General features: G+C 35.9%; 21 protein-coding genes. All 21 read left to right on the top strand.

From position 1 onward, the window contains the following. Positions 1-101: 101 nt before the first annotated feature. The 21 genes from recA (at position 102) to NY607_RS13235 (ending at position 22,765) form a co-directional block, all read left to right on the top strand. The gene (recA, locus tag NY607_RS13335) at positions 102-1,166 is read left to right on the top strand and encodes a recombinase RecA (protein ID WP_016992835.1); all 1,065 of its coding nucleotides are present in this window, start codon (positions 102-104) and stop codon (positions 1,164-1,166) included. A 515-nt stretch (positions 1,167-1,681) separates the two neighbouring features. Next, positions 1,682-3,241 (top strand): ribonuclease Y, encoded by a 1,560-nt coding sequence (gene rny / locus NY607_RS13330; protein WP_004224930.1) that lies wholly within the window; start codon positions 1,682-1,684, stop codon positions 3,239-3,241. A 229-nt stretch (positions 3,242-3,470) separates the two neighbouring features. Then, complete coding sequence (locus NY607_RS13325) at positions 3,471-4,199, top strand: YveK family protein (RefSeq protein WP_131521862.1); 729 nt, start codon at positions 3,471-3,473, stop codon at positions 4,197-4,199. After that, positions 4,199-4,900 carry a CpsD/CapB family tyrosine-protein kinase gene (locus NY607_RS13320; RefSeq protein ID WP_131521861.1) on the top strand — a complete coding sequence of 234 codons (702 nt, stop codon included), beginning with the start codon at positions 4,199-4,201 and terminating at the stop codon, positions 4,898-4,900. The genes NY607_RS13325 and NY607_RS13320 overlap by 1 nt, the downstream gene beginning before the upstream one ends. A gap of 40 nt (positions 4,901-4,940) precedes the next feature. Then, entirely contained in the window at positions 4,941-5,696 is a 756-nt protein-coding gene (locus NY607_RS13315; RefSeq protein WP_310794750.1) for a tyrosine-protein phosphatase, read from the top strand. Positions 5,697-5,788: 92 nt separating this feature from the next. Beyond that, positions 5,789-6,907: a glycosyltransferase family 4 protein gene (locus tag NY607_RS13310; RefSeq protein ID WP_259419864.1), complete on the top strand. Its 1,119-nt coding sequence runs from the start codon at positions 5,789-5,791 to the stop codon at positions 6,905-6,907. A gap of 113 nt (positions 6,908-7,020) precedes the next feature. Continuing rightward, complete coding sequence (locus NY607_RS13305; protein ID WP_259419863.1) at positions 7,021-8,211, top strand: glycosyltransferase; 1,191 nt, start codon at positions 7,021-7,023, stop codon at positions 8,209-8,211. After that, positions 8,198-9,541 carry a hypothetical protein gene (locus NY607_RS13300; protein WP_259419862.1) on the top strand — a complete coding sequence of 448 codons (1,344 nt, stop codon included), beginning with the start codon at positions 8,198-8,200 and terminating at the stop codon, positions 9,539-9,541. Before NY607_RS13305 ends, NY607_RS13300 begins: the two co-directional genes overlap by 14 nt. Before the next feature lie 5 nt (positions 9,542-9,546). Continuing rightward, the gene (locus NY607_RS13295; protein ID WP_259419861.1) at positions 9,547-10,638 is read left to right on the top strand and encodes a glycosyltransferase family 2 protein; all 1,092 of its coding nucleotides are present in this window, start codon (positions 9,547-9,549) and stop codon (positions 10,636-10,638) included. Beyond that, complete coding sequence (locus NY607_RS13290; RefSeq protein ID WP_131521855.1) at positions 10,628-12,139, top strand: lipopolysaccharide biosynthesis protein; 1,512 nt, start codon at positions 10,628-10,630, stop codon at positions 12,137-12,139. Before NY607_RS13295 ends, NY607_RS13290 begins: the two co-directional genes overlap by 11 nt. 55 nt (positions 12,140-12,194) lie before the next feature. Then, positions 12,195-13,334, top strand: a complete 1,140-nt coding sequence (locus NY607_RS13285; RefSeq protein ID WP_259419860.1) for an acyltransferase family protein — start codon at positions 12,195-12,197, stop codon at positions 13,332-13,334. Between the two features lie 114 nt (positions 13,335-13,448). Continuing rightward, a complete protein-coding gene (locus tag NY607_RS13280; RefSeq protein ID WP_259419859.1) occupies positions 13,449-14,246 on the top strand; it encodes a TIGR00282 family metallophosphoesterase in 798 nt (265 codons plus the stop codon). A gap of 177 nt (positions 14,247-14,423) precedes the next feature. Further along, the gene (locus tag NY607_RS13275) at positions 14,424-14,690 is read left to right on the top strand and encodes a stage V sporulation protein S (RefSeq protein ID WP_004224903.1); all 267 of its coding nucleotides are present in this window, start codon (positions 14,424-14,426) and stop codon (positions 14,688-14,690) included. A gap of 263 nt (positions 14,691-14,953) precedes the next feature. Further along, positions 14,954-16,693 carry a 2-oxoacid:acceptor oxidoreductase subunit alpha gene (locus tag NY607_RS13270; RefSeq protein ID WP_259419857.1) on the top strand — a complete coding sequence of 580 codons (1,740 nt, stop codon included), beginning with the start codon at positions 14,954-14,956 and terminating at the stop codon, positions 16,691-16,693. Continuing rightward, on the top strand, positions 16,693-17,559 hold the full coding sequence (locus NY607_RS13265) for a 2-oxoacid:ferredoxin oxidoreductase subunit beta (protein ID WP_004224896.1): 867 nt from the start codon (positions 16,693-16,695) through the stop codon (positions 17,557-17,559). The genes NY607_RS13270 and NY607_RS13265 overlap by 1 nt, the downstream gene beginning before the upstream one ends. A gap of 182 nt (positions 17,560-17,741) precedes the next feature. Continuing rightward, complete coding sequence (locus NY607_RS13260; RefSeq protein ID WP_237899687.1) at positions 17,742-18,449, top strand: lantibiotic protection ABC transporter ATP-binding protein; 708 nt, start codon at positions 17,742-17,744, stop codon at positions 18,447-18,449. 1 nt (position 18,450) lies between these two features. After that, positions 18,451-19,179, top strand: a complete 729-nt coding sequence (locus NY607_RS13255; protein ID WP_259419856.1) for a lantibiotic immunity ABC transporter MutE/EpiE family permease subunit — start codon at positions 18,451-18,453, stop codon at positions 19,177-19,179. Positions 19,180-19,182: 3 nt separating this feature from the next. After that, positions 19,183-19,938 carry a lantibiotic immunity ABC transporter MutG family permease subunit gene (locus tag NY607_RS13250; RefSeq protein WP_259419855.1) on the top strand — a complete coding sequence of 252 codons (756 nt, stop codon included), beginning with the start codon at positions 19,183-19,185 and terminating at the stop codon, positions 19,936-19,938. Positions 19,939-19,948: 10 nt separating this feature from the next. Beyond that, entirely contained in the window at positions 19,949-20,611 is a 663-nt protein-coding gene (locus tag NY607_RS13245) for a response regulator transcription factor (protein ID WP_103117599.1), read from the top strand. After that, positions 20,599-21,978 (top strand): sensor histidine kinase, encoded by a 1,380-nt coding sequence (locus tag NY607_RS13240; protein ID WP_259419854.1) that lies wholly within the window; start codon positions 20,599-20,601, stop codon positions 21,976-21,978. Before NY607_RS13245 ends, NY607_RS13240 begins: the two co-directional genes overlap by 13 nt. A 190-nt stretch (positions 21,979-22,168) precedes the next feature. Then, a complete protein-coding gene (locus NY607_RS13235) occupies positions 22,169-22,765 on the top strand; it encodes a TetR/AcrR family transcriptional regulator (RefSeq protein ID WP_131521846.1) in 597 nt (198 codons plus the stop codon). Positions 22,766-23,022 lie beyond the last annotated feature (257 nt).

Raw genomic sequence — 23,022 nt, 5'->3', positions numbered from 1 at the left:
AAAATCGAATAAATGTTCGCTTTTTTCTTGCGTGTTTTCTCAAAAACAAGTATAGTAGAGATAGATAAAAACAGTGAACAGTTTTCGAAGGAGGAAAATGAATGAGTGATCGTAAAGCAGCCTTAGAACAGGCTCTAAAGCAAATTGAAAAGAATTTTGGTAAAGGTTCCATTATGAAACTCGGTGAAAAAACCGATTTAGAAATTGCGACATCTTCAAGTGGTTCACTTGCACTTGATGCTGCATTAGGAGTGGGTGGATATCCACGTGGACGTATTATTGAAGTATACGGTCCAGAATCATCTGGTAAAACAACTGTTGCTCTACATGCCATTGCTGAAGTACAAGCAACAGGTGGACAAGCAGCATTTATCGACGCTGAGCATGCATTAGACCCGATCTATGCGCAAAAATTAGGTGTCAATATTGATGAGCTATTATTATCACAACCCGACACAGGTGAGCAAGCACTTGAAATCGCAGAAGCATTAGTGCGCAGTGGTGCTATTGATATTATCGTCATTGACTCTGTTGCTGCCTTAGTGCCAAAAGCTGAAATTGAAGGGGATATGGGTGACTCTCATGTCGGCTTACAAGCACGTCTAATGTCTCAAGCTTTACGTAAACTTTCTGGTGCGATTAATAAATCAAAAACGATTGCTATTTTCATTAACCAAGTTCGTGAAAAAATTGGTGTCATGTTTGGTAATCCAGAAACAACACCAGGTGGACGTGCGCTTAAATTCTACAGCTCTGTTCGTTTAGAAGTGCGTCGTGCAGAAGCTATTAAACAAGGTAATGATATTGTTGGTAACCGTACTAAAATTAAGATTGTTAAAAATAAAGTAGCACCACCTTTCCGTACAGCTGAAGTAGATATTATGTATGGAGAAGGAATTTCTAAAGAAGGCGAAACAGTCGATTTAGGCGTAGAATTAGACATTGTACAAAAAAGTGGTTCTTGGTATGCATATGGCGATGAGCGCTTAGGTCAAGGACGAGAAAATGCTAAACAGTATTTAAAAGAAAATACTGCTGTCCTAGAAGACATAGCAAATAAAATCCGAGCTTCTTATGGTATTGCGGCTTCTTCTTATACAATTGCTGCCCATGATGATGAAGAAGAGATGGATGAAGAATTAATGTTACTTCTGGAAGAAGAATAATTAATGATTGCATTGTTCCCACTTTATTGAGGGGGCAATGCATTTTTTTGTCTATATTCTTAAATTTTTACACATAATAAGAGAGAGGCTATGTGTTTATTTCTTATGTACTGTTTTTTTACTAATTGTTTTTAACATAAAAAATTTTCTAGTGAAATAGTAATAGGGGAAAAATTCACTGAATGGATAGGACTTACTTTTTTTGGCTAAGGTGGCGAACAGATGCCTGACTATCCTTGACAGAGCCTGAGGCTAGCTATACAATTAAATATGTATAATTTCTGAATTATGACTTTAAATAGGCAGTACATTTTATCCTCATTTAGCAAATGTTTTATAGTGAAATATCCTTTAAAATGGATGTCTAAACGCCTACTGGATGAAGATAATGCCTTTGGCCAATGAAACGGGTTTTGCATAAATTCTAACAAAATCTGGTGCATTTTAGCTAAGGCGACATAGATGTATGCGCCGACTGAAACTGTAATACCCAAATAGCAAGAGGAGGTGTTCATATGGATGGAATTACTATCATCTCCGCTTTGCTTGGACTCATCGTTGGTGCCGCTGTTAGCTATATCTACATGAAAAAAGTGAATGACTCAAAAATCACTGGTGCTAAACATGTCGCTGAAACAATCGTTGAAGAAGGAAAACGAGAAGCGGAGGCAATGAAGAAAGAAGCACTACTTGAAGCCAAAGATGAAACTCACAAATTTCGTACTGAAGCTGAAAATGACATTCGTGAACGTCGTTTAGAACTTCAAAAACAAGAGAACCGTTTATTGCAAAGAGAAGAGAATCTTGATCGCAAAGATGATGCTCTAAATAAGAGAGAAGCTGGCTTAGAGCGCAAAGAACAAGCTCTAGCTGAAAGACAACAGCATATTGAACAGATGGAGAGCAAAGTGGACGAGCTCATGGCATCACAAAAAACAGAGCTAGAACGAATTTCTGCTTTAACTAGGGATGAAGCTAAATCAATTATCCTCAATGAAGTAGAAAAAGAGTTATCAACTGATATTGCTGTGATGACGAAAGAAGCTGAAACACGTGCGAAAGAAGACTCAGATAAAAAAGCACGTGAAATTTTATCATTAGCACTACAACGCTTTGCTGCAGATCACGTAGCAGAAACAACTGTATCTGTTGTGAACTTGCCAAATGATGAAATGAAGGGACGTATTATTGGTCGCGAAGGCCGTAATATCCGTACATTGGAAACGTTAACAGGAATTGATTTAATTATTGATGATACGCCAGAAGCGGTTATATTATCAGGCTTTGATCCAATTCGCCGTGAAACAGCTCGACTTGCACTTGAAAAACTTGTACAGGATGGTCGTATTCACCCAGCTCGTATTGAGGAAATGGTGGAAAAAGCTCGACGTGAAGTGGATGAACAAATCCGCGAAACAGGTGAGCAAACTACATTTGAAATTGGTATTCATAACTTACATCCAGATTTAATGAAAATTTTAGGCCGCATGAAATATCGTACAAGCTATGGACAAAATGTCCTAAAACATTCAATTGAAGTCGCACATTTAGCAGGATTACTTGCTGCTGAACTTGGTGAAGATGTAGCATTGGCTCGTCGTGCGGGCTTATTACATGATATTGGAAAAGCAATCGATCATGAAGTTGAAGGAAGCCACGTTGAAATTGGTGTGGAATTAGCAACAAAGTATAAGGAACACCCAGTTGTTATTAATAGTATTGCTTCGCATCATGGTGATACTGAAGCAACATCTGTTATTGCGGTATTAGTCGCTGCAGCTGATGCATTATCAGCAGCTCGTCCAGGTGCACGTAGTGAAACACTTGAAAACTATATCCGCAGACTTGAAAAGTTAGAGGAAATTTCAGAAAGCTATGATGGCGTAGAAAAATCTTATGCGATTCAAGCTGGACGTGAAATTCGTATTATTGTACAACCTGAAAAAATTGATGATTTAGCATCTCATCGTCTTGCGCGTGATATTCGCAAACGTATTGAGGAAGAACTCGATTACCCAGGTCATATTAAAGTAACAGTCATTCGCGAAACACGTGCTGTGGAATACGCGAAATAAATAATAAAATAATAGGCATCCCTTGACCAAGGTCAGGGGATGCCTTTTTGTATGTGAATAAAATTCGATGTGATCTACCCAGTAAGAATAAATGGATGATTCCAACAATATAGTATGGAATAAAGCATAGTGAACTAGCCTCAACATGAATACCTTTTTAAAAATTAACCAGCCTAGGTTATACTCCATTTTTACAACTGTTTTATGTTTTGACAAGGAGTGAAGAGCATTGAAAGAAACAATCACATTACAAGATATATTGAAAATAGTCCGAGAAAACTTTCTTTTTATCATAAGTTTTACACTTTTTGCAGCGTTGGTTACGGGCTTTATTAGCATCTTTGTGTTAAAACCTACCTATGAGGCAGAAACGCAAATTTTAGTTAATCAAAAAAATATAGAACAACCACATTTAGGTGTACAACAGGTTGAAACAGATCTCCGACTTATTAATACGTATAATATTATCATAACAAGTTCTGCTATTTTATCTAAAGTTATAAATAGGCTAGATTTGGATGTCACACCTGAAGTTTTAATGGATCAAATTACTGTATCTAGTGCCAATAACTCACAAGTTGTCAATATTAATGTTGTAGACAAGCAAGCAGGGTTGGCTGTCGAAATTGCCAATACAATAGCAGATGTGTTTCAAGAGGAGATCCAAGTTTTAATGACGGTTGATAATGTTAATATTTTGTCAGTTGCACAATTAGATAAGGAACCTGTACCGATTGCGCCAAATAAAACCCTTTATATAGTAGCAGCCTCGTTTATTGGTTTTGTTTTAAGTGCTGCTCTCATAATCATAATAGAGAGCTTAGATACTACAATCAAGACTGAGCAAGATATTGAGGAGCTAATAGGACTACCGATTATTGGCTTGATTAGTCAAATAAGTGATGCTCACAATAAAAGCACTAGGATAAAATCTCGTAAAACGAGGAGAGGATCATAATGTTTTGGAAAAAAAAGAAAAAGAAGAAGTTAGTGAAAATGGCACGAAAACTTGTGACGATTGCAAATGACCATTCTTTTATTTCTGAACAATTTCGAACAATCCGAACAAATATTACTTTTTCAATGCCTGATAGAGAGATTAAAACAATATTAGTAACATCTGCAACACCAGGTGAAGGAAAGTCAACCAATGCAGCCAATATAGGTGTTGTTTTCGCACAAGAAGGAAAACGGGTCGTCATCGTAGATGCAGATTTACGAAAACCAACAATGCATTATACGTTTCTATTGCAAAATGCTAGAGGACTATCAAATTTACTAACAAGACATTTTACAATTTCCGAAGTCGTCAATAATACAGATATTGCTAATCTATATGTCTTGACAAGTGGGCCTATTCCCCCCAATCCAGCAGAGTTACTAGCTTCTACCTTAATGGGGAGTGTAATTGAGGAACTAAAGAAAGAGTTTGACATCATTATTTTTGATGCGCCACCCCTATTATCTGTAACAGATGCTCAAATTTTGTCCAATAAATGTGATGGTACATTATTAATTGTGAACAGTGGAGTTGCAGAATATGAAAGTGTGCTAAAAGCAAAGTCAAGCCTTGAAGCCTCAAAAGCAAATATTTTGGGCGTAGTATTAAATAACTATAAAATGCCACTCCATCAATATTATGAGCAATATTATCGTTAATTCAAGTACCTAGACAGGGAAGTGAAGTACAGTGATTGATATGCACAGTCATATATTATTTGATGTCGATGATGGTCCGAAAACGATTGAAGAGACACTTTGTTTATTTGAGCAGGCAGTTTTGGAGGGGATTTCAACGATTGTTTCCACTTCGCATGCTTTACATCCATTGTATAATGTCCCCTTTGATGTCGTGAATGAGCAAATTGCACAGTTACAAATGGCAATTGACCAACGTAATATGCCGTTAAAACTTTACACGGGACAAGAGGTACGCTTGGCAGGTAACATTCTAGAATTGTATGAAAAAAAACAATTACATACATTAGCAAATTCCAATTATTTGCTGTTGGAACTTCCCTCTAATCATATTCCCAAATATACAAAGGATATCATTTACTCGTTATTAACAGCAGGCATAACACCAATTATTGCACACCCAGAGCGAAATAGAGTCATTTCAGAAAATCCAAGTCATTTGGAACAAATTATACGTGTGGGGGCACATGCACAAATTACATCAGGAAGTTTAGCAGGATTGTTTGGCAAAACCGTCCAAAAACTTTCGCTAAATTTAGTGCGCTCGAATCTTGTCCATACATACGGTTCAGATGTGCATAACTTAAATACACGTCCTTTCTTATTTGAAAAGGGACTTAGATTTTTAGAAAAACAAAAAGATTTGGATGTGGTAGATTTTTTGCTTGAAAATAACGAACGAATCATTAATAATCAGCCATTAATTGTATATGAACCAGATGATACTTTCACAAAAAAATGGTGGAAGTTTTTTTAAAATGGGAAAGCATCTTTAAGTTGTAAGGACAAAAGGTAGCAAAAAGTAGCTGAAGCGCTAGAGACATTCAGTGTTTAAGGGGGTTATATGAGATGCGAGTTGTTTTTATGAGGAGTAACCCTGTTTCTCCAGATCCAAGGGTTGAAAAGGAAGCACATTGCCTTGCAAAAAATAATTGGAATGTTCACATTTTAGCTTGGGATAGAGATAAAAAATATAAAATAAAGGACCAACTGTTAGAAGGTGATCATGCAATTCGTATTACAAGGTTTGGTATTCCGGCAACATTTGGAGGAGGTTTGAAAAAGAACTTAGTCCCATTTATAAAATTTCAACTTAAACTTTTTCAATGGTTACTTCGCCATAAAAATACGTATGATATGATTCACGCTTGTGATTTTGATACAGCGCTAGTAGGTACAATATGTGGAAAATTACTTCGTAAAAAAGTAATCTACGACGTATTTGATTCGTATACATCACCATTTTATGGACCACAGCGTATTGGAAAGGTCATTGCTAGTATAGATATACGTCTTATGAATAGTGTGGATGCAGTCATTATATGTACAGAAAAGCGCAAAGAACAGATAGCGAAAGCTTCACCTAAAAAAATAGAGGTCATATATAATACTCCACGTTATATAGATTCAAATGATTGCTTAGATTTGAATCCGAAAAAAGTAAAAATAGTCTATGTAGGTATACTTACTGAAAATCGATTGATTAGTGAATTGGTTGAAGTAGTAAAGAATACGCCAAGTTATGAGCTGCATATTGGTGGATTTGGTAAGTTAGCTGATACATTGCTGCAAACTTCGAGAATGCATGACAATATACACTTTTATGGTAAGTTACCCTATGAAAAAACAATAGAGTTAGAGAATAGTTGTGACATTATGACGGCTATTTATGACCCTACCATTTCTAACCATTATTATGCCGCACCTAATAAATTCTATGAAGCATTAATGCTTGGAAAGCCTTTGATTATGGTGAAAAATACGGGAATGTCAGAAGTAGTTGCAACAAATAATTTTGGAGAACTTATTGATTACAATAGAGAGAGTTTACAAAACGGAATTAACAATTTGGTAAAGCGTAGAAAAGAATGGCCAGAAATTTCTCGTGAAATGAAGGCGCTGTACGAAGAAGATTATAGCTGGACGAAAATGGAGAAACGAATAACAGATTTATACAGTAATTTATAAAAACGATGCGGGGTATGAGCAGCAAAGGGAGTGGCATGTAGCGACTATCGAACCGTTTTTACAAACGTAAGAGCAATATGAAAATTTACGATAGTATTTTTAGGGGGACTAATATGAAAATATTATTTGTTGCACAAAATTTTCAAATGGGTGGTATCCAAAAGGCGCTAATTAATATGCTAAAAGAAATCAGCCTCTACGAGAAATACGAGATAGATGTTTTTACATTTAGCGGAGGGGAATTAATGAACGATATTCCCTCCAATGTGAAGGTAAATACAGGGAACTTACTGTTACAGCTAATTGCTACACCTTTTGTTGAAGTGAAAAAAAGAAATAACGTATGGCATATTATTTTACGTATTGTGTGTATGATAGTTGTTCGATTAATAGGTTCCCACACCTTCTATTCGATACTTTTAAAAAAACATCGCAATAATTGTCATTATGATATCGCCATTTCTTATTTTAATGATGTACCTAATCAATATTTCAATAAAGGGACCAATTTATTTGTAGATCAATTTGCGATAGCAGATCGTAAGTTCGCATGGATTCATACAGACCCCATTAAAGCGAATTTTAATTATAAGGCTTGTGTTAAAACTTATAAAAATTTTGATCGATTGTTGTGTGTTTCTGCAGCATGTAAGGAAAATTTGAAAAATTTTCTTCCAGAATATCAACATAAAATTTCAGTAGTATATAACTTTTTTCCAATTGAAGAGATTAAAGAACTGGCATGTCAATATACACCGTTTCTTAAAGGCGAGTTGGATTTAATATCTGTTGGGCGAATTGAAAATAGTACAAAAAGGTTCGACCTTATTCCACATCTGTGTAAGTTGTTAAAGGAAGCTTCTATAAATAATTTTCGCTGGCGCATTTTAGGGGATGGACCAGACCTACTTTCGAATCAGCAATTAGCTTTGCAACTTGGTGTAGAGGATGTAGTTGAATTTGTAGGGGAAATGAAAAATCCGTATCCATTTATAAAATGTAGTGATGTATTCATTTTAACATCAGCCTACGAAGGCTATCCAATGGTCATTGGGGAGGCATTAATTGTACAAACGCCTGTTATTACTACAGACTTTGCCGCAGCAGGTGAACAAATTTGTAATGGTCATAACGGATTGATAACAGGCTTTAACATTCAAGATATCTTTCAAGTCATGTCTAGTGTTATGAAAAATACAGAATTACTACACAATATGAAAAATTACATAGAGGAAAATCACTACACAAACAAAAAAGCTCAAGAGCAACTAGTATTGGAGTTTGATGTACATGATAGAATCTAAGAATTTTAGTGTGCTCATTTGTATAATTTCAAGTATCTTTGTCGTATTCAAAATATATACAGGTAGTAATCTATTTCTCTGGCTCTTCTTCCTTTTAACTAGTATGGCGATGCTGCTAGATAAGCAGCAGCATCGAATGGACTATTTATTGTTTTTTATATCGTGGGTGTATGTCATTAAATTCGATATAACAGGATATTCACTGCTTGTTGTACTTAGTTCTTTCTATATTTTGTTAAGTATTTTGACGCTCTTTTTACAAAAGCAAGGTATTTCAAAACGACTCTTATTGACCTATTTTTTATTTGCATTTTATACGGTAGCCGTAACGTTAGTTAGTGGTGGTAATCTTATTGCAGTTTTAGGCTTTGTGTTGAATTATAGTGTGCTCTTTTGTGCAATATTGACCCTCCATGATAAGGCATATTTCAGAAGGTATACGTATATCTATGCATCGGGTTTACTAGCTGCTTCGATCGTTCGATTGATCAGTTATTCTATTCCAGAAATTGATCATTTTATAGAGTCAATGACCATTGTAAATACAGTGAAGACAATGAACTCGATTAGTACAAGATTTACGGGTTTAGATTTAGATCCAAATTACTTTAGTTTGCAAGTATTAATAGCAATGGCTTGTTTATTAGTGCTTTTTAATCTGGATGGAAAAAAGGAGAAAAAGTCAATTGTATTACTCGTAATATTAGCATTTTTTGGCATACTGACCTACTCAAAAATGTTTATTATTACATTAGTCATTTTCATTATGATGACATTTATTGTCTTCATTAAAAATAATGTGAAGACAGCTATTAAATTTTCGTCTTTTATCGTGATTATTTGTGGTGTTGCCCTCTATTTTTTTTACGAGAAGTTATTCGCAATTTATTGGATTCGTTTTTTTGGTTCAGGAATATCGACAGATGCCATTACCACTGGTCGAGTGAGTAGTTGGGGCCTTTTTGTAAATGAAATCTTTCAAAACACGAAAGTATTTATTTTGGGAGCAGGATTTGGCACAAGCTTTGCGAAGGTGAAGATGGCACATACAATGTACTTATCAACTCCCTATTATATAGGTTTAATTGGAGTAGCCTTGTCAGTACTATACATTTCAAGCCTCTATAAAGTACTTAGAGAGAATGTCGGAATTATGAATACACCAGGCTTTCAAATCCTCTCAATTAACGCTATTCCTCTCTATATCGTGTTGATAGCGAATATAGGACTTGATTCATTTGTCATGGATTATTTTCCATATCATATTTTATTAATTATGTTTGCACTGACTATGAGTAAAAGTAAGGGAACTACTATGAATGAGAGGTGAGGTGAGTGCCATATTTAAGCATTATTGTCCCTGTTTATAATACGGAACCTTACTTAAAAATGTGTCTTGATAGTATTATGAGACAGGAGTTCGTAGATTTTGAGTTGATATTAGTAAATGATGGCTCGACTGATAACTGCTCAGTAATCTGCGATGAATATGCCCAATTTGATACAAGAATTACCGTCATTCATCAAGCAAATAGTGGTGCTGTCAGTGCTCGTAAAGCAGGGCTAAGGGTCGCCAAAGGACAGTATATTGGGTTTGTAGATAGTGATGATTGGATTGAAGTTGATATGTATAAATTATTATGTAATACTGCACGTGATTTTGATGTAGATATTGTTATTTGTGACATTGTAGAAAATTATCCACATCAAGAAGTGAAGAGCTCACAGCTTGTCGCGCCCGGTTTGTACAGGAAGGATAGGATGGAAAAAGAAGTATATCCAATTATGCTATATTCGGGCGAGTATTACCGTTTTGGCTTATATCCATCTTTATCTAATAAAATATTTAAAAGAGATCTATTAGAGAAAAATCTCTTTGATGTGGATGATCAAATTTGCATGGGGGACGATGCTGCTTGTACATATCCTAGTTTACTTGATGCACAAAGTATTTATATATTAGAAAATCAGTATCTCTACCATTATCGTCAGCATTCTTCTTCCATGACGGCTAGTTATGATCAGATGTTTTTTAAAAAAGTACTTGTGTTGTATGAACAATTGAAAGTTTTAAAGTACAGGAAAGCAGACCAGGTTCCTAATTTTGCTGAACAACTTCAGTATTATTTTACTTATTTAGTGATGGCAGCGGTGAATAATGAATGGAATAGATTCAACCATAAGCGTTTACATGAAAAGCGTACCTTTATTAAGAAAATGTTGATTCATGAAGCGTTTCATGGATCGTTGCATGCGATTCGTATGACAAATATGCCGCTCAAATCAAAGGTCTATACTTGGTTACTAAAGAAAAAACAAATTCTTTTACTTTTCATGTTGAATAGGCTTAATCGGCTGATCAGTGATTGCAAAAGTTTAATTCCTACTTTTATTAAAAGAAAAGGTGCTTACCAGCATGAGAACTAGGAGAGTAGTTTTAAATTTAATGGCTAATGTATTGCTACAAGTTATTACAGCGGTTATTAATTTTATTTTACCTCGACTATTTATGACAACATACGGCTCTGCTACAAACGGGCTAGTTTCGTCGATTAAGCAATTTTTAAGTTATTTAAAAATAGTAGAGGCTGGGGTTGGTAATGCATCTATAGTGGCACTTTATAAGCCACTAGCCAAGGGCGATAAAGACCAAATAAATGGAATTCTTTCAGCAACTAATCTTTTTTATAGACGTTCGGGTTATGTCTTTGTTGGATTAGTCGCCATTTTGGCTATTTGTTATCCGTTACTAGTAGGAGATGAAGTGAATCCACGAACGGCTCTTTACATGGTACTTATTTTGGGCATTAGTGGCATGTGGGAGTATTTTTTTATAGGGAAATATTTAGTTCTGCTGTCGGCAGATCAAAAAAGCTATGTTATTTTTCGCATTCAAACAATGTTGCTTTTTGCGAGTGCACTATTGTCAGTTACTTTGATAGCATTTGGTTTTTCCATCGTTATTGTTGTTGCTAGTTCAAGTGCCATATTATTACTGGATGTTCTTTTTTTAAGGTTGTATGTTAAAAAGAAATATCCATATTTCAATAGTAAAAATCAAGCAAATAGGTTAGCAATTAAAGATAAATGGGATGCTTTAATTCATCAAATTGCCTCGTTAGTAGTATTTAACACACCGTTTATTTTAATAACGATTTTTCTAGGCTTAACAGAAGTCAGTGTGTTTACTGTTTATAGTATGGTGTTTAATGCAGTCACATTGTTTATATCTACTTTTTCAGGGGCGATATTAGCAGCCTTTGGCGACATTCTTGTCAAAGAGGACAAGGACGTTCTTCGGAAATATTTTCATCATTTTGAATATATTTTTTATGGCATCATTGCTTTTAGTTACACATGTACAGCTATTTTAATATTACCATTTATAAAGATTTATACAGCAGGTATTGAAGATGCCAATTACATAAGGCCTTGGTTGGCAATATTGTTTGTCATTGTAGGAGTAGCGAACACAATTCGGATTCCTGCGAATACGTTAGTGAACGCTGCAGGACATTTTAGAGAGACGAAAAATCGTGCCATTATGGAAGCATTAATCAACCTAGTAGTTTCTCTTGTTTTTGTACAGTATTTTGGCGCAGAAGGAATATTACTGGGAGGAATTTGTTCATATGGCTATCGTACTTATGATTTAATCATTTATTCTTCAAAAAAGATTTTACAAAATTCACCTAAAGATACTGTCAAAAAAATTGTGCAAAATAGTATCTTTGCACTTACTGCAGCGACACCATTTATATTTTTTATCGAGCTCCATATTACATCTGCAGGTTCATGGCTTGTAGCCGCTATATGTATTTCCTTATGGACGATGTTTATTTTATTAGTAGGTAATTTTATTATTGAGCCTCAAACAATGCGAGATATTTTGGTGCAATTAAAGCGAACAATTACCGATAGTAAATAATTTTATCCCTGCATTTAGTAAGGTAAGTAGCATAATAGAAAGGCGATTTGATCCCTTGAAATGGCAGGTGATGGTGATGGTGATGGTGATGAAGCGAGAAGTCAAAGAAATATATTTACTACGATTCGTTGCTTGCTTAGGAATTGTGTTAATGCATAGTGTTACGTTGGCATTAAACATGTATGACATAGAAGAAGGTCCACTATTCGTAATCCTGACATCTATTCAGTTGATCTTTATGTTCGGGACACCTCTTTTTATATTTATCTCAGAGTTTGTCATTGCCTATTCCTATTCAGATCGTTTGCCGAAAAAGTTTTATGTAAAACGTTATAAATATATGTTAATGCCATTTCTTTTTACTGGACTACTTGATGCCGTTCTTAAATCAATCGAATCACCTTCTATTGAATTTGCCAAAAAACTAATACTAAATTATTTGGAAGGTGATTTCCATGGTTATTTTATCGTGATCATTTTTCAGTTTTATTTCATACATCCATTTTTTGTGAAATTTATTGCCTCAAGATACCCAGCCTCTCAAGTAATAATGACTGCATTTATCATTAATTTTAGTTACCTAGCCTTTTTTAATTTTTTGGATCCATTTAAGTATTTTCCTGATTTAGCGTATACTAGTTTACAATGGGATTTTTTTAATAAGATGCCATTTCCTGCGTGGATTGCTTATTTTGTAGTAGCTTATTACTGTGGAAAAAATTATGATAAGTTTCTATCGTGGTTACAGCGTTTTCGTTATCTGTTACTAGCAGTATTACTCATCACAGTAAGCCTTTTGCTAACCTCTCAATTATCAGGTATTATTACGGAAGTTCATTCAAAGAGAATAGACGTTATCCTTTATACATTCAGTGTAGCTTTTCTGTTATTTTTCATCGCGAGTAACAGAAGAAAAATGCCGAAATTTATCATTTTTATTAGTCGTTATTCCTTCGGTATATATTTATTACATCCCTTAGTGATTAGCCTACTTAAAATTTTTTTAACGGATTTTATCGAAACATTAAGTGTATTTTCTATCATTGCCATTTCATTTATTGTCAGTATCAGTTGCTCCATTTGTATAACATATATAATGAGTAAATGGAAATTCGGCTCGTTTTTTATAGGGCAACTCAATAACAATGGGGACTCTCATAAAAAAGATGCACCATTTCCCATCCAGAAATCCTAAATAAACTGGTATTTAAGTGTGTGAATGGCGTAAGGTTTGCGTTTTACTTTGCGATTGCCAAAGCAAAGATGGTAAACTAAAAGATGTTATTTAGAGAAAGTGTGGTCTTGCATAATGAAAGTTCTATTTATTGGTGATATTGTTGGTTCAATTGGTCGAGATGCGGTGGAAAAATATTTACCTCGCTTAAAAAAGAAGTATAATCCAGATGTTGTGATTGCAAATGGGGAAAATGCTGCGGCAGGACGAGGGATTACTCGTAATATTTATAATAGCTTGCTACAAATGGGTGTAGATGTTATTACGATGGGGAATCATACATGGGACAATAAAGATATTTTTGATTTTATTGATGACGCGGATTACTTAATCCGTCCGGCAAACTTTTCAAGTGAAGCACCTGGTAAAGGTATGGTTCAGATTTCTAAAAATGGCGTGACATTATCTGTCATTAATTTACATGGTCGCGTATTTTTACCGCCAAATGAGGATCCGTTTGCAATGGCAGATCAATTGATTGCAGAGGCTCGACAAATATCTCCACTTGTCTTCGTGGATTTTCATGCTGAAGCGACTAGTGAAAAAATCGCTCTTGGTTGGCATTTAGATGGAAAGGCTTCAGCGGTTGTTGGGACACATACACATGTGCAAACAGCAGATGCAAGAATCTACCCACAAGGTACGGCTTATATCACGGATGTTGGTATGACAGGGCCGTACGATGAAATTTTAGGTATGACGAAGGAAAGTGTCATCTATAAATTCCAAACAAACATGCCATCTCGTTTTGAAGTTCCGAAAAAAGGGCGAGAGGTTTTGAGTGGTTTCTTTGTAGAGATGGATGATCGAACAGGAAAAGCTATTGCCTGTGAACGCATTTATATAAATGAAGACTATCCATTTCAAGGGTAGATAAGTCGAAGAATGTTTTTTTACGTTTCTTTTACGGGGATATAGGTTTCTTTGTCAAACTAGTCTATTTCCGTTTTGCGGAGCATAAAATGTGCTACGGACAATAACTTGAGGTCCAAAAAGGGGGACATGAGTTGTTGAGCGTAAACACTATTCGCGAAACGGGGAGGAATAATTGTGGATTCATTAAAAGTATCATCACGCTCTAATCCAAATTCAGTTGCAGGTGCATTAGTCGCGGTAATCAGAGAAAAAGGGCAGGCAGAAATGCAAGCAGTTGGGGCAGGTGCACTTAACCAAGCCGTGAAAGCAGTGGCCATTGCACGCGGATTTGTAGCGCCAAGTGGCACAGATTTAATTTGCGCGCCGGCGTTTGCCGATATTTTGATTGCTGGAGAAGAACGAACAGCATTAAAGCTGCTAGTGGAAAAACGTATTCGATAAAAAAGTAATGAAGTAAAATGCTCTGTCACATAATATGGTGGCGGAGCATTTTTTCGTTTTCCTGTTTTACATATGATAGATGTCACTTGAAATAGGGGCGTGATTTTGCTTAGATTTGAAAATTACAACTTTATGAACAGGATTTTCAGTCAAAGGTCTGATTTTCGCCTAAATCGTGGAGAAACAATAGTCCAGACGGTTTCTTCGTGTTAAACTTATGAAGGAAAAATAATAGTACACATTGGATTTAAGGAGTTGTTGACATGTTACATCAGCTTTCATGGAAAGTCGGTGGGCAACAGGGTGAAGGGATTGAGAGTACAGGTGAGATTTTCTCAATGGCAATGAATCGTCTAGGTTATTTCCTATACGGTTATCGTCACTTCTCTTCTCGAATTAAAGGTGGCCATACGAATAATAAAATTACAGTTCGTCCAACAGAAGTACGTTCAATTGCGGATGATTTAGATATTTTAGTGGCATTCGATCAAGAAACAATTGATGTCAATTATAAAGAGCTTACAGAAAAGGGTATTATTTTAGCCGATGCAAAATTTGATCCTGTTAAACCAGAGGATTCAAAAGCACCATTATTTGCAGTACCGTTTACAGAAGTAGCAGCAGAGCTTGGTACTTCCTTAATGAAAAACATGGTGGCTATCGGCGCAACTGCATCATTGCTAAACCTAGAAGACGCAGTATTCCAAAATGTTGTCGATGATATTTTTGGTAAAAAGGGCGAAGAAGTCGTACAAAAAAATATGGAAGCCATTACACGTGGTCGTCAAATTATGAATGAGCTGTTAGTTGATCGTATAGGCGAATGGGAGCTTGCACCTGCAGATGGTAAACGTCGCATGTTTATGATTGGGAACGATGCGATAGCACTTGGTGCATTAGCTGCTGGGACACGCTTTATGGCAGCATACCCAATTACACCAGCGTCTGAAATTATGGAATACTTGATTAAAAAATTACCGAAATTCGGTGGAACGGTCATCCAAACGGAAGATGAGATTGCAGCAGCAACAATGGCTATTGGCGCTAACTTTGGCGGTGTACGTTCCTTTACCGCTTCTGCTGGTCCTGGTCTTTCATTAATGATGGAAGCAATTGGTCTTTCAGGTATGACAGAGCAACCTTTAGTAGTAGTTGATACACAACGTGGAGGCCCTTCAACTGGGTTACCAACTAAGCAAGAACAATCTGATTTGATGGCTATGCTTTACGGTACTCATGGAGAAATTCCTAAAGTAGTCATTGCACCTTCTACAATGGAGGAAGCTTTCTTTGATACGATCCAAGCATTTAACATTGCAGAGGAATTACAATTACCAGTAATCTTAATGACAGATCTACAATTATCTCTAGGTAAACAATCTGTTGAGCCATTTGATTATAATAAAATTGAAATTCGTCGCGGTAAAATTGTGATGGATGATCTTGAGGAAGCGGCAGATAAAGCCTACTTCAAGCGTTACGAAGATACAGAAGATGGCATTTCACCTCGTGTCTTACCAGGTACATTGCATGGTATTCATCACGTTACAGGTGTTGAACATGATGAAACAGGGAAGCCATCTGAGGCAACGGGTAATCGCCAAACTCAGATGAATAAACGCTTCCGCAAATTAGAGAGCTTGAAATTTGATAACCCAGTCTTTGTCAATGCACCACATGAGGAAGCCGATATTTTATTAGTAGGCTTTAACTCAACAAGAGGAGCTATTGAAGAAGTGCAAGAACGACTGAATGCACAAGGAATGAAAGTGAATCATGCCCATATTCGTTTAATTCACCCATTCCCATCTGCAGAAATAGCACCTCTTGTTGCACAAGCGAAAAAGGTGATCGTTGTAGAAAATAACTATACAGGTCAATTAGCTAATATTATGAAGATGAATGTTGGTGGTCACGATAAAATCGCGACAATCACTAAATATAATGGTACACCATTCTTGCCTGGTGAATTAGAAAATCGTGTGAAGGAGTTGACTCGCTAATGGCAACATTTAAGGATTTTCGTAATACAGTGAAACCAAACTGGTGCCCAGGCTGTGGAGACTTCTCAGTACAAGCAGCTATTCAACGTGCTGCTGCAAATGTCGGCATAGAACCAAATGAACTTGCTGTCATTTCAGGAATTGGATGTTCAGGTCGAATTTCAGGGTATATCAATTCTTATGGATTCCATGGTATTCATGGTCGTGCACTTCCGATTGCACAGGGTTTGAAAATGGCTAATCGTGATTTACATGTTATCGCTTCTGGTGGTGATGGTGATGGATTTGCTATTGGTATGGGGCATACCATTCATGCCATCCGCCGTAATATTGATATAACTTATATTGTAATGGATAACCAAATTTATGGTTTAACAAAAGGTCAAACATCTCCACGTTCAGCTGCTGGATTTATTACAAAATCTACACCAGGTGGAGCGATTGAGCCATCATTGAAACCATTAGAGGTAGCGTTAACAAGTGGTGCAACATTTGTGGCGCAGGGCTTCTCTACAGATATTAAAGAATTAACAGCACTAATTGAAGCTGGTATTAACCATAAAGGTTTCTCATTTATCAATGTCTTTTCACCTTGTGTAACGTATAACAAAGTGAACACATATGATTGGTTTAAAGAAAATTTAACAAAATTAGCAGATGTTGAAGGTTATGATCACTCAGATCGTGGTATGGCAATGCGTACAGTGATGGAACACGAGGGGTTAGTAACAGGCATTATTTATCATGATACGGAAACAACGTCGTATCAAGAAAAAGTACCTGGCTACTCTGAATTACCATTAACAGATATCGATATCAAAATGAGCGAAAATGATTTTAATGATTTAGTAAAAGAATTTATGTAAAATTGATGAGATCGAAGCATTTGGAATGAAGTCATTCCAAATGCTTTTTTTCATGCTTTAGAAAAGAATTACGAGCGATTGCGGGTAAACGCATGGTTAACCCTAGTAATTGTTATGAGATCCTTATAAAATCCTTATATTTATTTTTTACACTAAGGTCATCGAAAGGATGATGACTAATTATGAAAGACTTGATTTTGAAAACAAACAATTTGAATAAAGCGTTTAAAGGACAAAAAATCGTCGATAATTTATCGTTAGAAATTAAACGTAATTCAGTTTATGGCTTACTTGGACCTAACGGAGCGGGAAAATCTACAACCTTAAAGATGATAACGGGCATGCTACGACCTAATGCTGGAGATATCATTTTTAATGGACATCTATGGTCACGAAAAGATCTGCAGGATATCGGGGTTTTAATTGAAACACCCCCCTTGTATGATAATTTAACAGCTGAAGAAAATCTAAAAGTTCGAACGATCGCGTTAGGCATACCACAAAGTCGGATTGACGAAGTATTGGAGATTGTAGATTTAACGAACACGGGGAAAAAACGAGCAGGTCAGTTTTCTTTAGGAATGAAGCAACGTTTGGGCATAGCAATTGCACTGTTAAACAAACCGAAACTGTTAATTTTAGATGAGCCAACAAATGGTTTGGATCCAATTGGTATACAAGAGCTTCGTAAGCTCATTCGCTCATTTCCAGAACAAGGTATTACTGTTATATTGTCTAGTCATATTTTGCCTGAGGTAGAACAAGTCGTGGATGATATTGGCATTATTGCTGGTGGCAAGCTTGGCTATCAGGGACCAGCTCCACAAGGTCATGAATTAGAATCACTATTCATGCAGGTTGTCACTGCCAACAGAAAGGCAGGTCATTAGCATGTTAGCCATCATAAAAGCGGAACAATTAAAGTGGAAGCGAACTTTTATTCCCAAACTACTTTGGCTTACGCCATTTATAACCTTACTTATAAGCGCTGTACTTATGGGAGGTGAATATTTTCAAACAGGAGCTTATAACTGGTGGTATACGATGCTTCTGCCAGGTGCACTGACAATTTGCTGTGCCTTAGTGATTGAAAAGGATAAGAAGTTGAAATACCATAGTATACTTGCACTACCACTTGGCCTCAAAAGGGTTTGGTTAGGAAAAATACTTTCATCAGGTGTATGGCTTGTCCTTATCACTAGTATGTTCTTTGGAGGCATTACAGCAGGGGGCTGGCTATTTGGTCACAGCTTACCAATCACAAGCAGCCTATTAAGTTCTCTAGTTATTTTCGTAACGTTTTTGTGGCAAATTCCCTTATGTCTTTTTTTGGCAGCTAAATTAGGAACCTATTTGGCTATTTTGTTCAATATAGTGGCCAATATCATTGGAATTGTAGTATTTGCAGATGGAGAGCTATGGTATTGCTATCCCTTTGCAATTGGTGCACGTTTATTATGCTCAACTCTCGGCATATTACCAAATGGTCTACCAGTACCTGAGGGTAGTTCCTTACTCAATCATGATGTTATATTTCCTGGCTTATTGATAACGATCGCTTGGTTTATCATAATCGCTTCACTCACGACAAAGTGGTTTCAAAAAAGGGAGGCAAAATAGAAAATGGACATGTTACGATTATTGAGAGCGGAAATTCTTAAAACAAGACGAACTCCATTACTACTTACCCATCTACTTGTCCCCATTGTTATTTCTGGACTGTTTTTAGCTTATTATTCCTATTCACCATGGGATTTTCACGGAAAATTAACTGCCTATTTTCAAGGCCTAGCGTGTGGACTACCTATTATTATAGGATTAGTATGTGCAATGGCATCTGAGCAGGAAGCAAACGCTGGTCGTTTCCAAGGTATGCTAGCTACAACAAACATAAAAATAAAGACATATATGAGCAAGCTTATCTTATTATTATTGTTTAGCTTTGGATCCATCTTTCTATCTATAGCTATTTTTAGTTTTGGCTTTAGAGAACTATTACGTGAAGTTGATTTGGGCTATTCATTTTATAGTATGGCTGCTTGTATTCTATTCGGCAGTCATGTGATTTTCTATATGTTACATTTATTTGTAAGCTTCCAATTTAGTAAAGGCGCTTCGATTGGTTTAGGTATTGTAGAAGCCCTACTGGTCGCCCTATTGCTGACAGGCTTAGGGGATCGTATTTGGCCCTTTTTACCGTATGGATGGAGCGGTCATTTTGTTTCTTTATGGATTTTATCATCGACAGGAACAAATTTAACATTGCTCGAAGCAAGTATCCAGACTAGTATAATATGGTGCTTAGGTGGAAGCATACTAGCTTTTGCATTATCTTGCCTATGGTTTTGGAGATGGGAAGGTAGAGCAGCTGAAAATTAGAGGGTGAATTATGGCAAATATATTAGTAGTGGATGATGAAGTGGATATTTTAATGCTGATAAAAAATGCACTTTATAAAGATAATCACTTGGTAACCATTGTGTCTAAACCGACAGAAGTAGGCAAGATGGATTTAGGTTCCTTTGATTTAATTTTGCTTGATGTGATGATGCCTATTATGGATGGCTTTACATTGTGTGGGCAAATTAGGCATGCTGTAGATTGTCCTATTCTTTTTCTTACAGCTAAATCCTTAGAAGAAGATGTGATGTATGGTTTAGGCCTAGGCGCAGATGATTATTTGATTAAACCATTTGGCATTGGAGAGCTACGGGCAAGGGTGAATGCGCATATCCGACGGGAAAGCAGAGAGAAGCGGAACATCCTTTATAGCGATAAAGTTCACTTTAATCTTTCTGGTAAAGAATTGTTTGTTCAGAATGAGCGCGTTCTGCTAACTAAAAGTGAGTATGAAATATGTGAATTTTTAGCACGTCATCGCGGGCAAGTTTTTTCTAAAGAACAAATATACGAAACGATTTTTGGGTTTGATGGTAAAAGTGACAGTACAGCGATAACAGAGCATGTCAAAAATATTCGGTCAAAGCTACATGCGTTTGACATAGAAGTCATTGATACGGTTTGGGGGATCGGCTATAAATGGAGACGATAAAACCGAGGAAAGGAACACATCTTCATACATTTTTCCTGAGATATTTATTCTTTCTTTGCTTAGGTATCATTTTATTAGTGGCACTATTAATCGGTCTATTTATGTTTGCCTTTTCAGCTAATATTATTTTACCTGCAAATTATGCAGAGTCACAAATCACTTTAGCAAAAGATCGTATTGCTACAAGCAGTTCGGTAACGGACGAGATGATCCCTGATCTTGTAGAATATGCAGTGGTTTCAAATCAGGGAGAGTTTATTTCAGGCAATTTAACAAAAGAAGAGGCTTCCTATGCATGGCAGTTAAAACAAAAGGGAGAGAAGCAAGGAAGTTCTCAATTTTATGCATTTATTGAGCGCGAACAAGAAATATGTATTTTACGCTATAGTTTAGTCCCTGAGTATCGCTCTGCTATCATAAGAAATTATTTACCTAACCCGCAATTAACGGTTTTATTAGTTTTTATTATTGGAGTTGTTGTACAAGCAGCAGTACTAGCTGTTCATTTTGGCAGAAGACTAAAACAAAAAATGATGGGTTTACAAGAAGCTATTGAAAAAATCCAACATCAAAATTTAGATTTTCATTTAAAACCATCTGGGATTCGAGAAATTGATGATATTGCTCTTTCCTTTGAGCAAATGAAGGAAGCATTAAATACTTCATTGACACAACAATGGCAGGCAGAAAGATTGCGCAGAGAACAAATTTCAGCACTGGCACATGACCTGAAAACCCCATTGACGATTATTCGGGGAAATGCCGAACTTTTATTGGACACTGCCCAAGATGAAATGCAAAAAGAATTTAACCATTATATATTAAAAAATACGGTTGAAATTGAAAAGTTCACAAAGCAATTAATGGATCTTTCGAATGTGGAGCAAGGTGTTGTCACATCAAAATCGAATGTAGCCATGCATTTATTTATTCAAAAGGTCGAACAACAAATGAAAGCTCTTGCTTTAGAAAAAAATCTTAAAGTTAGTGTAGAAAAGATCAGGCTACCTACTTCCATTATGATAGAGGAAGAGCCTTTTTATCGGGCTCTATTAAATGTGATTGTCAATGCAGTTGAGCACACACCAAATAACAGCAAAGTCACTTTATCTGTTGAAGGAAAGGAGAATGTTATTCATTTTACTGTGAAAGATAGTGGTACTGGTTTTTCAGCAAAAGATTTAAAAGAGGCTACCAAACAATTTTATCGTGGAGACCCAAGTAGAAATACAACAAATCATCATGGTTTGGGCCTTTATATTGCAGAGTCAGTCATTAAAAAGCATGATGGGGTAATAACACTCGCTAATGATTCGATAACGGGTGGAGGAAAAGTGACTATCACTATTCCTGTTATGAGGATGTAGTAGCAGTTTATTTTTTCCAATTTACTTCAGGCAGAGATCAAAGTCATTGCCCTAATGAAGTTCTTCATGTTACCCTAGTAATAAATTTAGTCCTTTTTAATGGAAGTAAGGTTTTACAACTAACTATCCTTATAAAGGGCTTTTTTTATAGAAAAAAGTTTTAAGGGTACTTAAATGGAGGAGTTTTTTTATGGCAGAAAGAGGTAGACCTAAAGGCGCAAGTGGAGAAGAAAGTCGCGCATTATTACTTGAAATTGCAGCGAAAGAGTTTGCGCAGCATGGATATCATGAAACGAAGGTGAGTACTATAGTAAAAAGTGCATCATTAAGTCAGCCTACTTTTTATCTGTACTTTAAAAATAAAGAGGCCATTTTTGAAGAATTAGAAAATCTTTTTCGCTTACGAATGATGGATTTAGCCAAAAAAAGCCGCTTACAGCCTGCATTAGAGCAAGCAACAGTAAGAGAACGTATTATCCATAACGTTAAGGAATTATTAGCGTTTTTTGCTAAGAACCCAAATTTAACACGGATTGGATTATCTTTATCGTCAAAGGCTGATGAAATAAAGGCACAAATCGTCAAGCAAATAAAAGAGAATCTGGATTATGAAGTAGATGCTGGCTACTTTCGGAAAGATTTAGATACACATATCGTTGCAGAGTGCTTAATAGGTATTATTGAGCGCTTAACATTTGTTCAATTACTGCCAAAGCAAAAAAAGCCAGAAGAGATAGCCCAACATATTGTGAATTTATTGGTAGATGGTATGTTGCCTAAAGAATAATCTGCAAAATAATCATGCTATTGGCAAAGAAAGTAAACATCTTGTTTTTTAATTAAATATTATTTATGAGTTATTGTTTTACAATTGATTCAATTTACTAGTAGAAGCAACGTATCAGAAAAGAATGGTATGAATAGATGGTCTAATGGATAGAAGAATTTAAAAATAAATCATGCTATTATCTAAGAGTAAGAAAATACTGATTTTTCTATTTTTCTAGTTGTATATTACTTCAGAGTAATATAAAATCTAAAATA

The organism is Lysinibacillus sp. A4, assembly GCF_024919535.1.
Taxonomy (GTDB): Bacteria; Bacillota; Bacilli; order Bacillales_A; family Planococcaceae; genus Lysinibacillus; species Lysinibacillus capsici.
The sequence above is the reverse complement of the archived record's forward strand: the minus strand, read 5'-3'. Positions and strand labels throughout refer to the sequence as shown.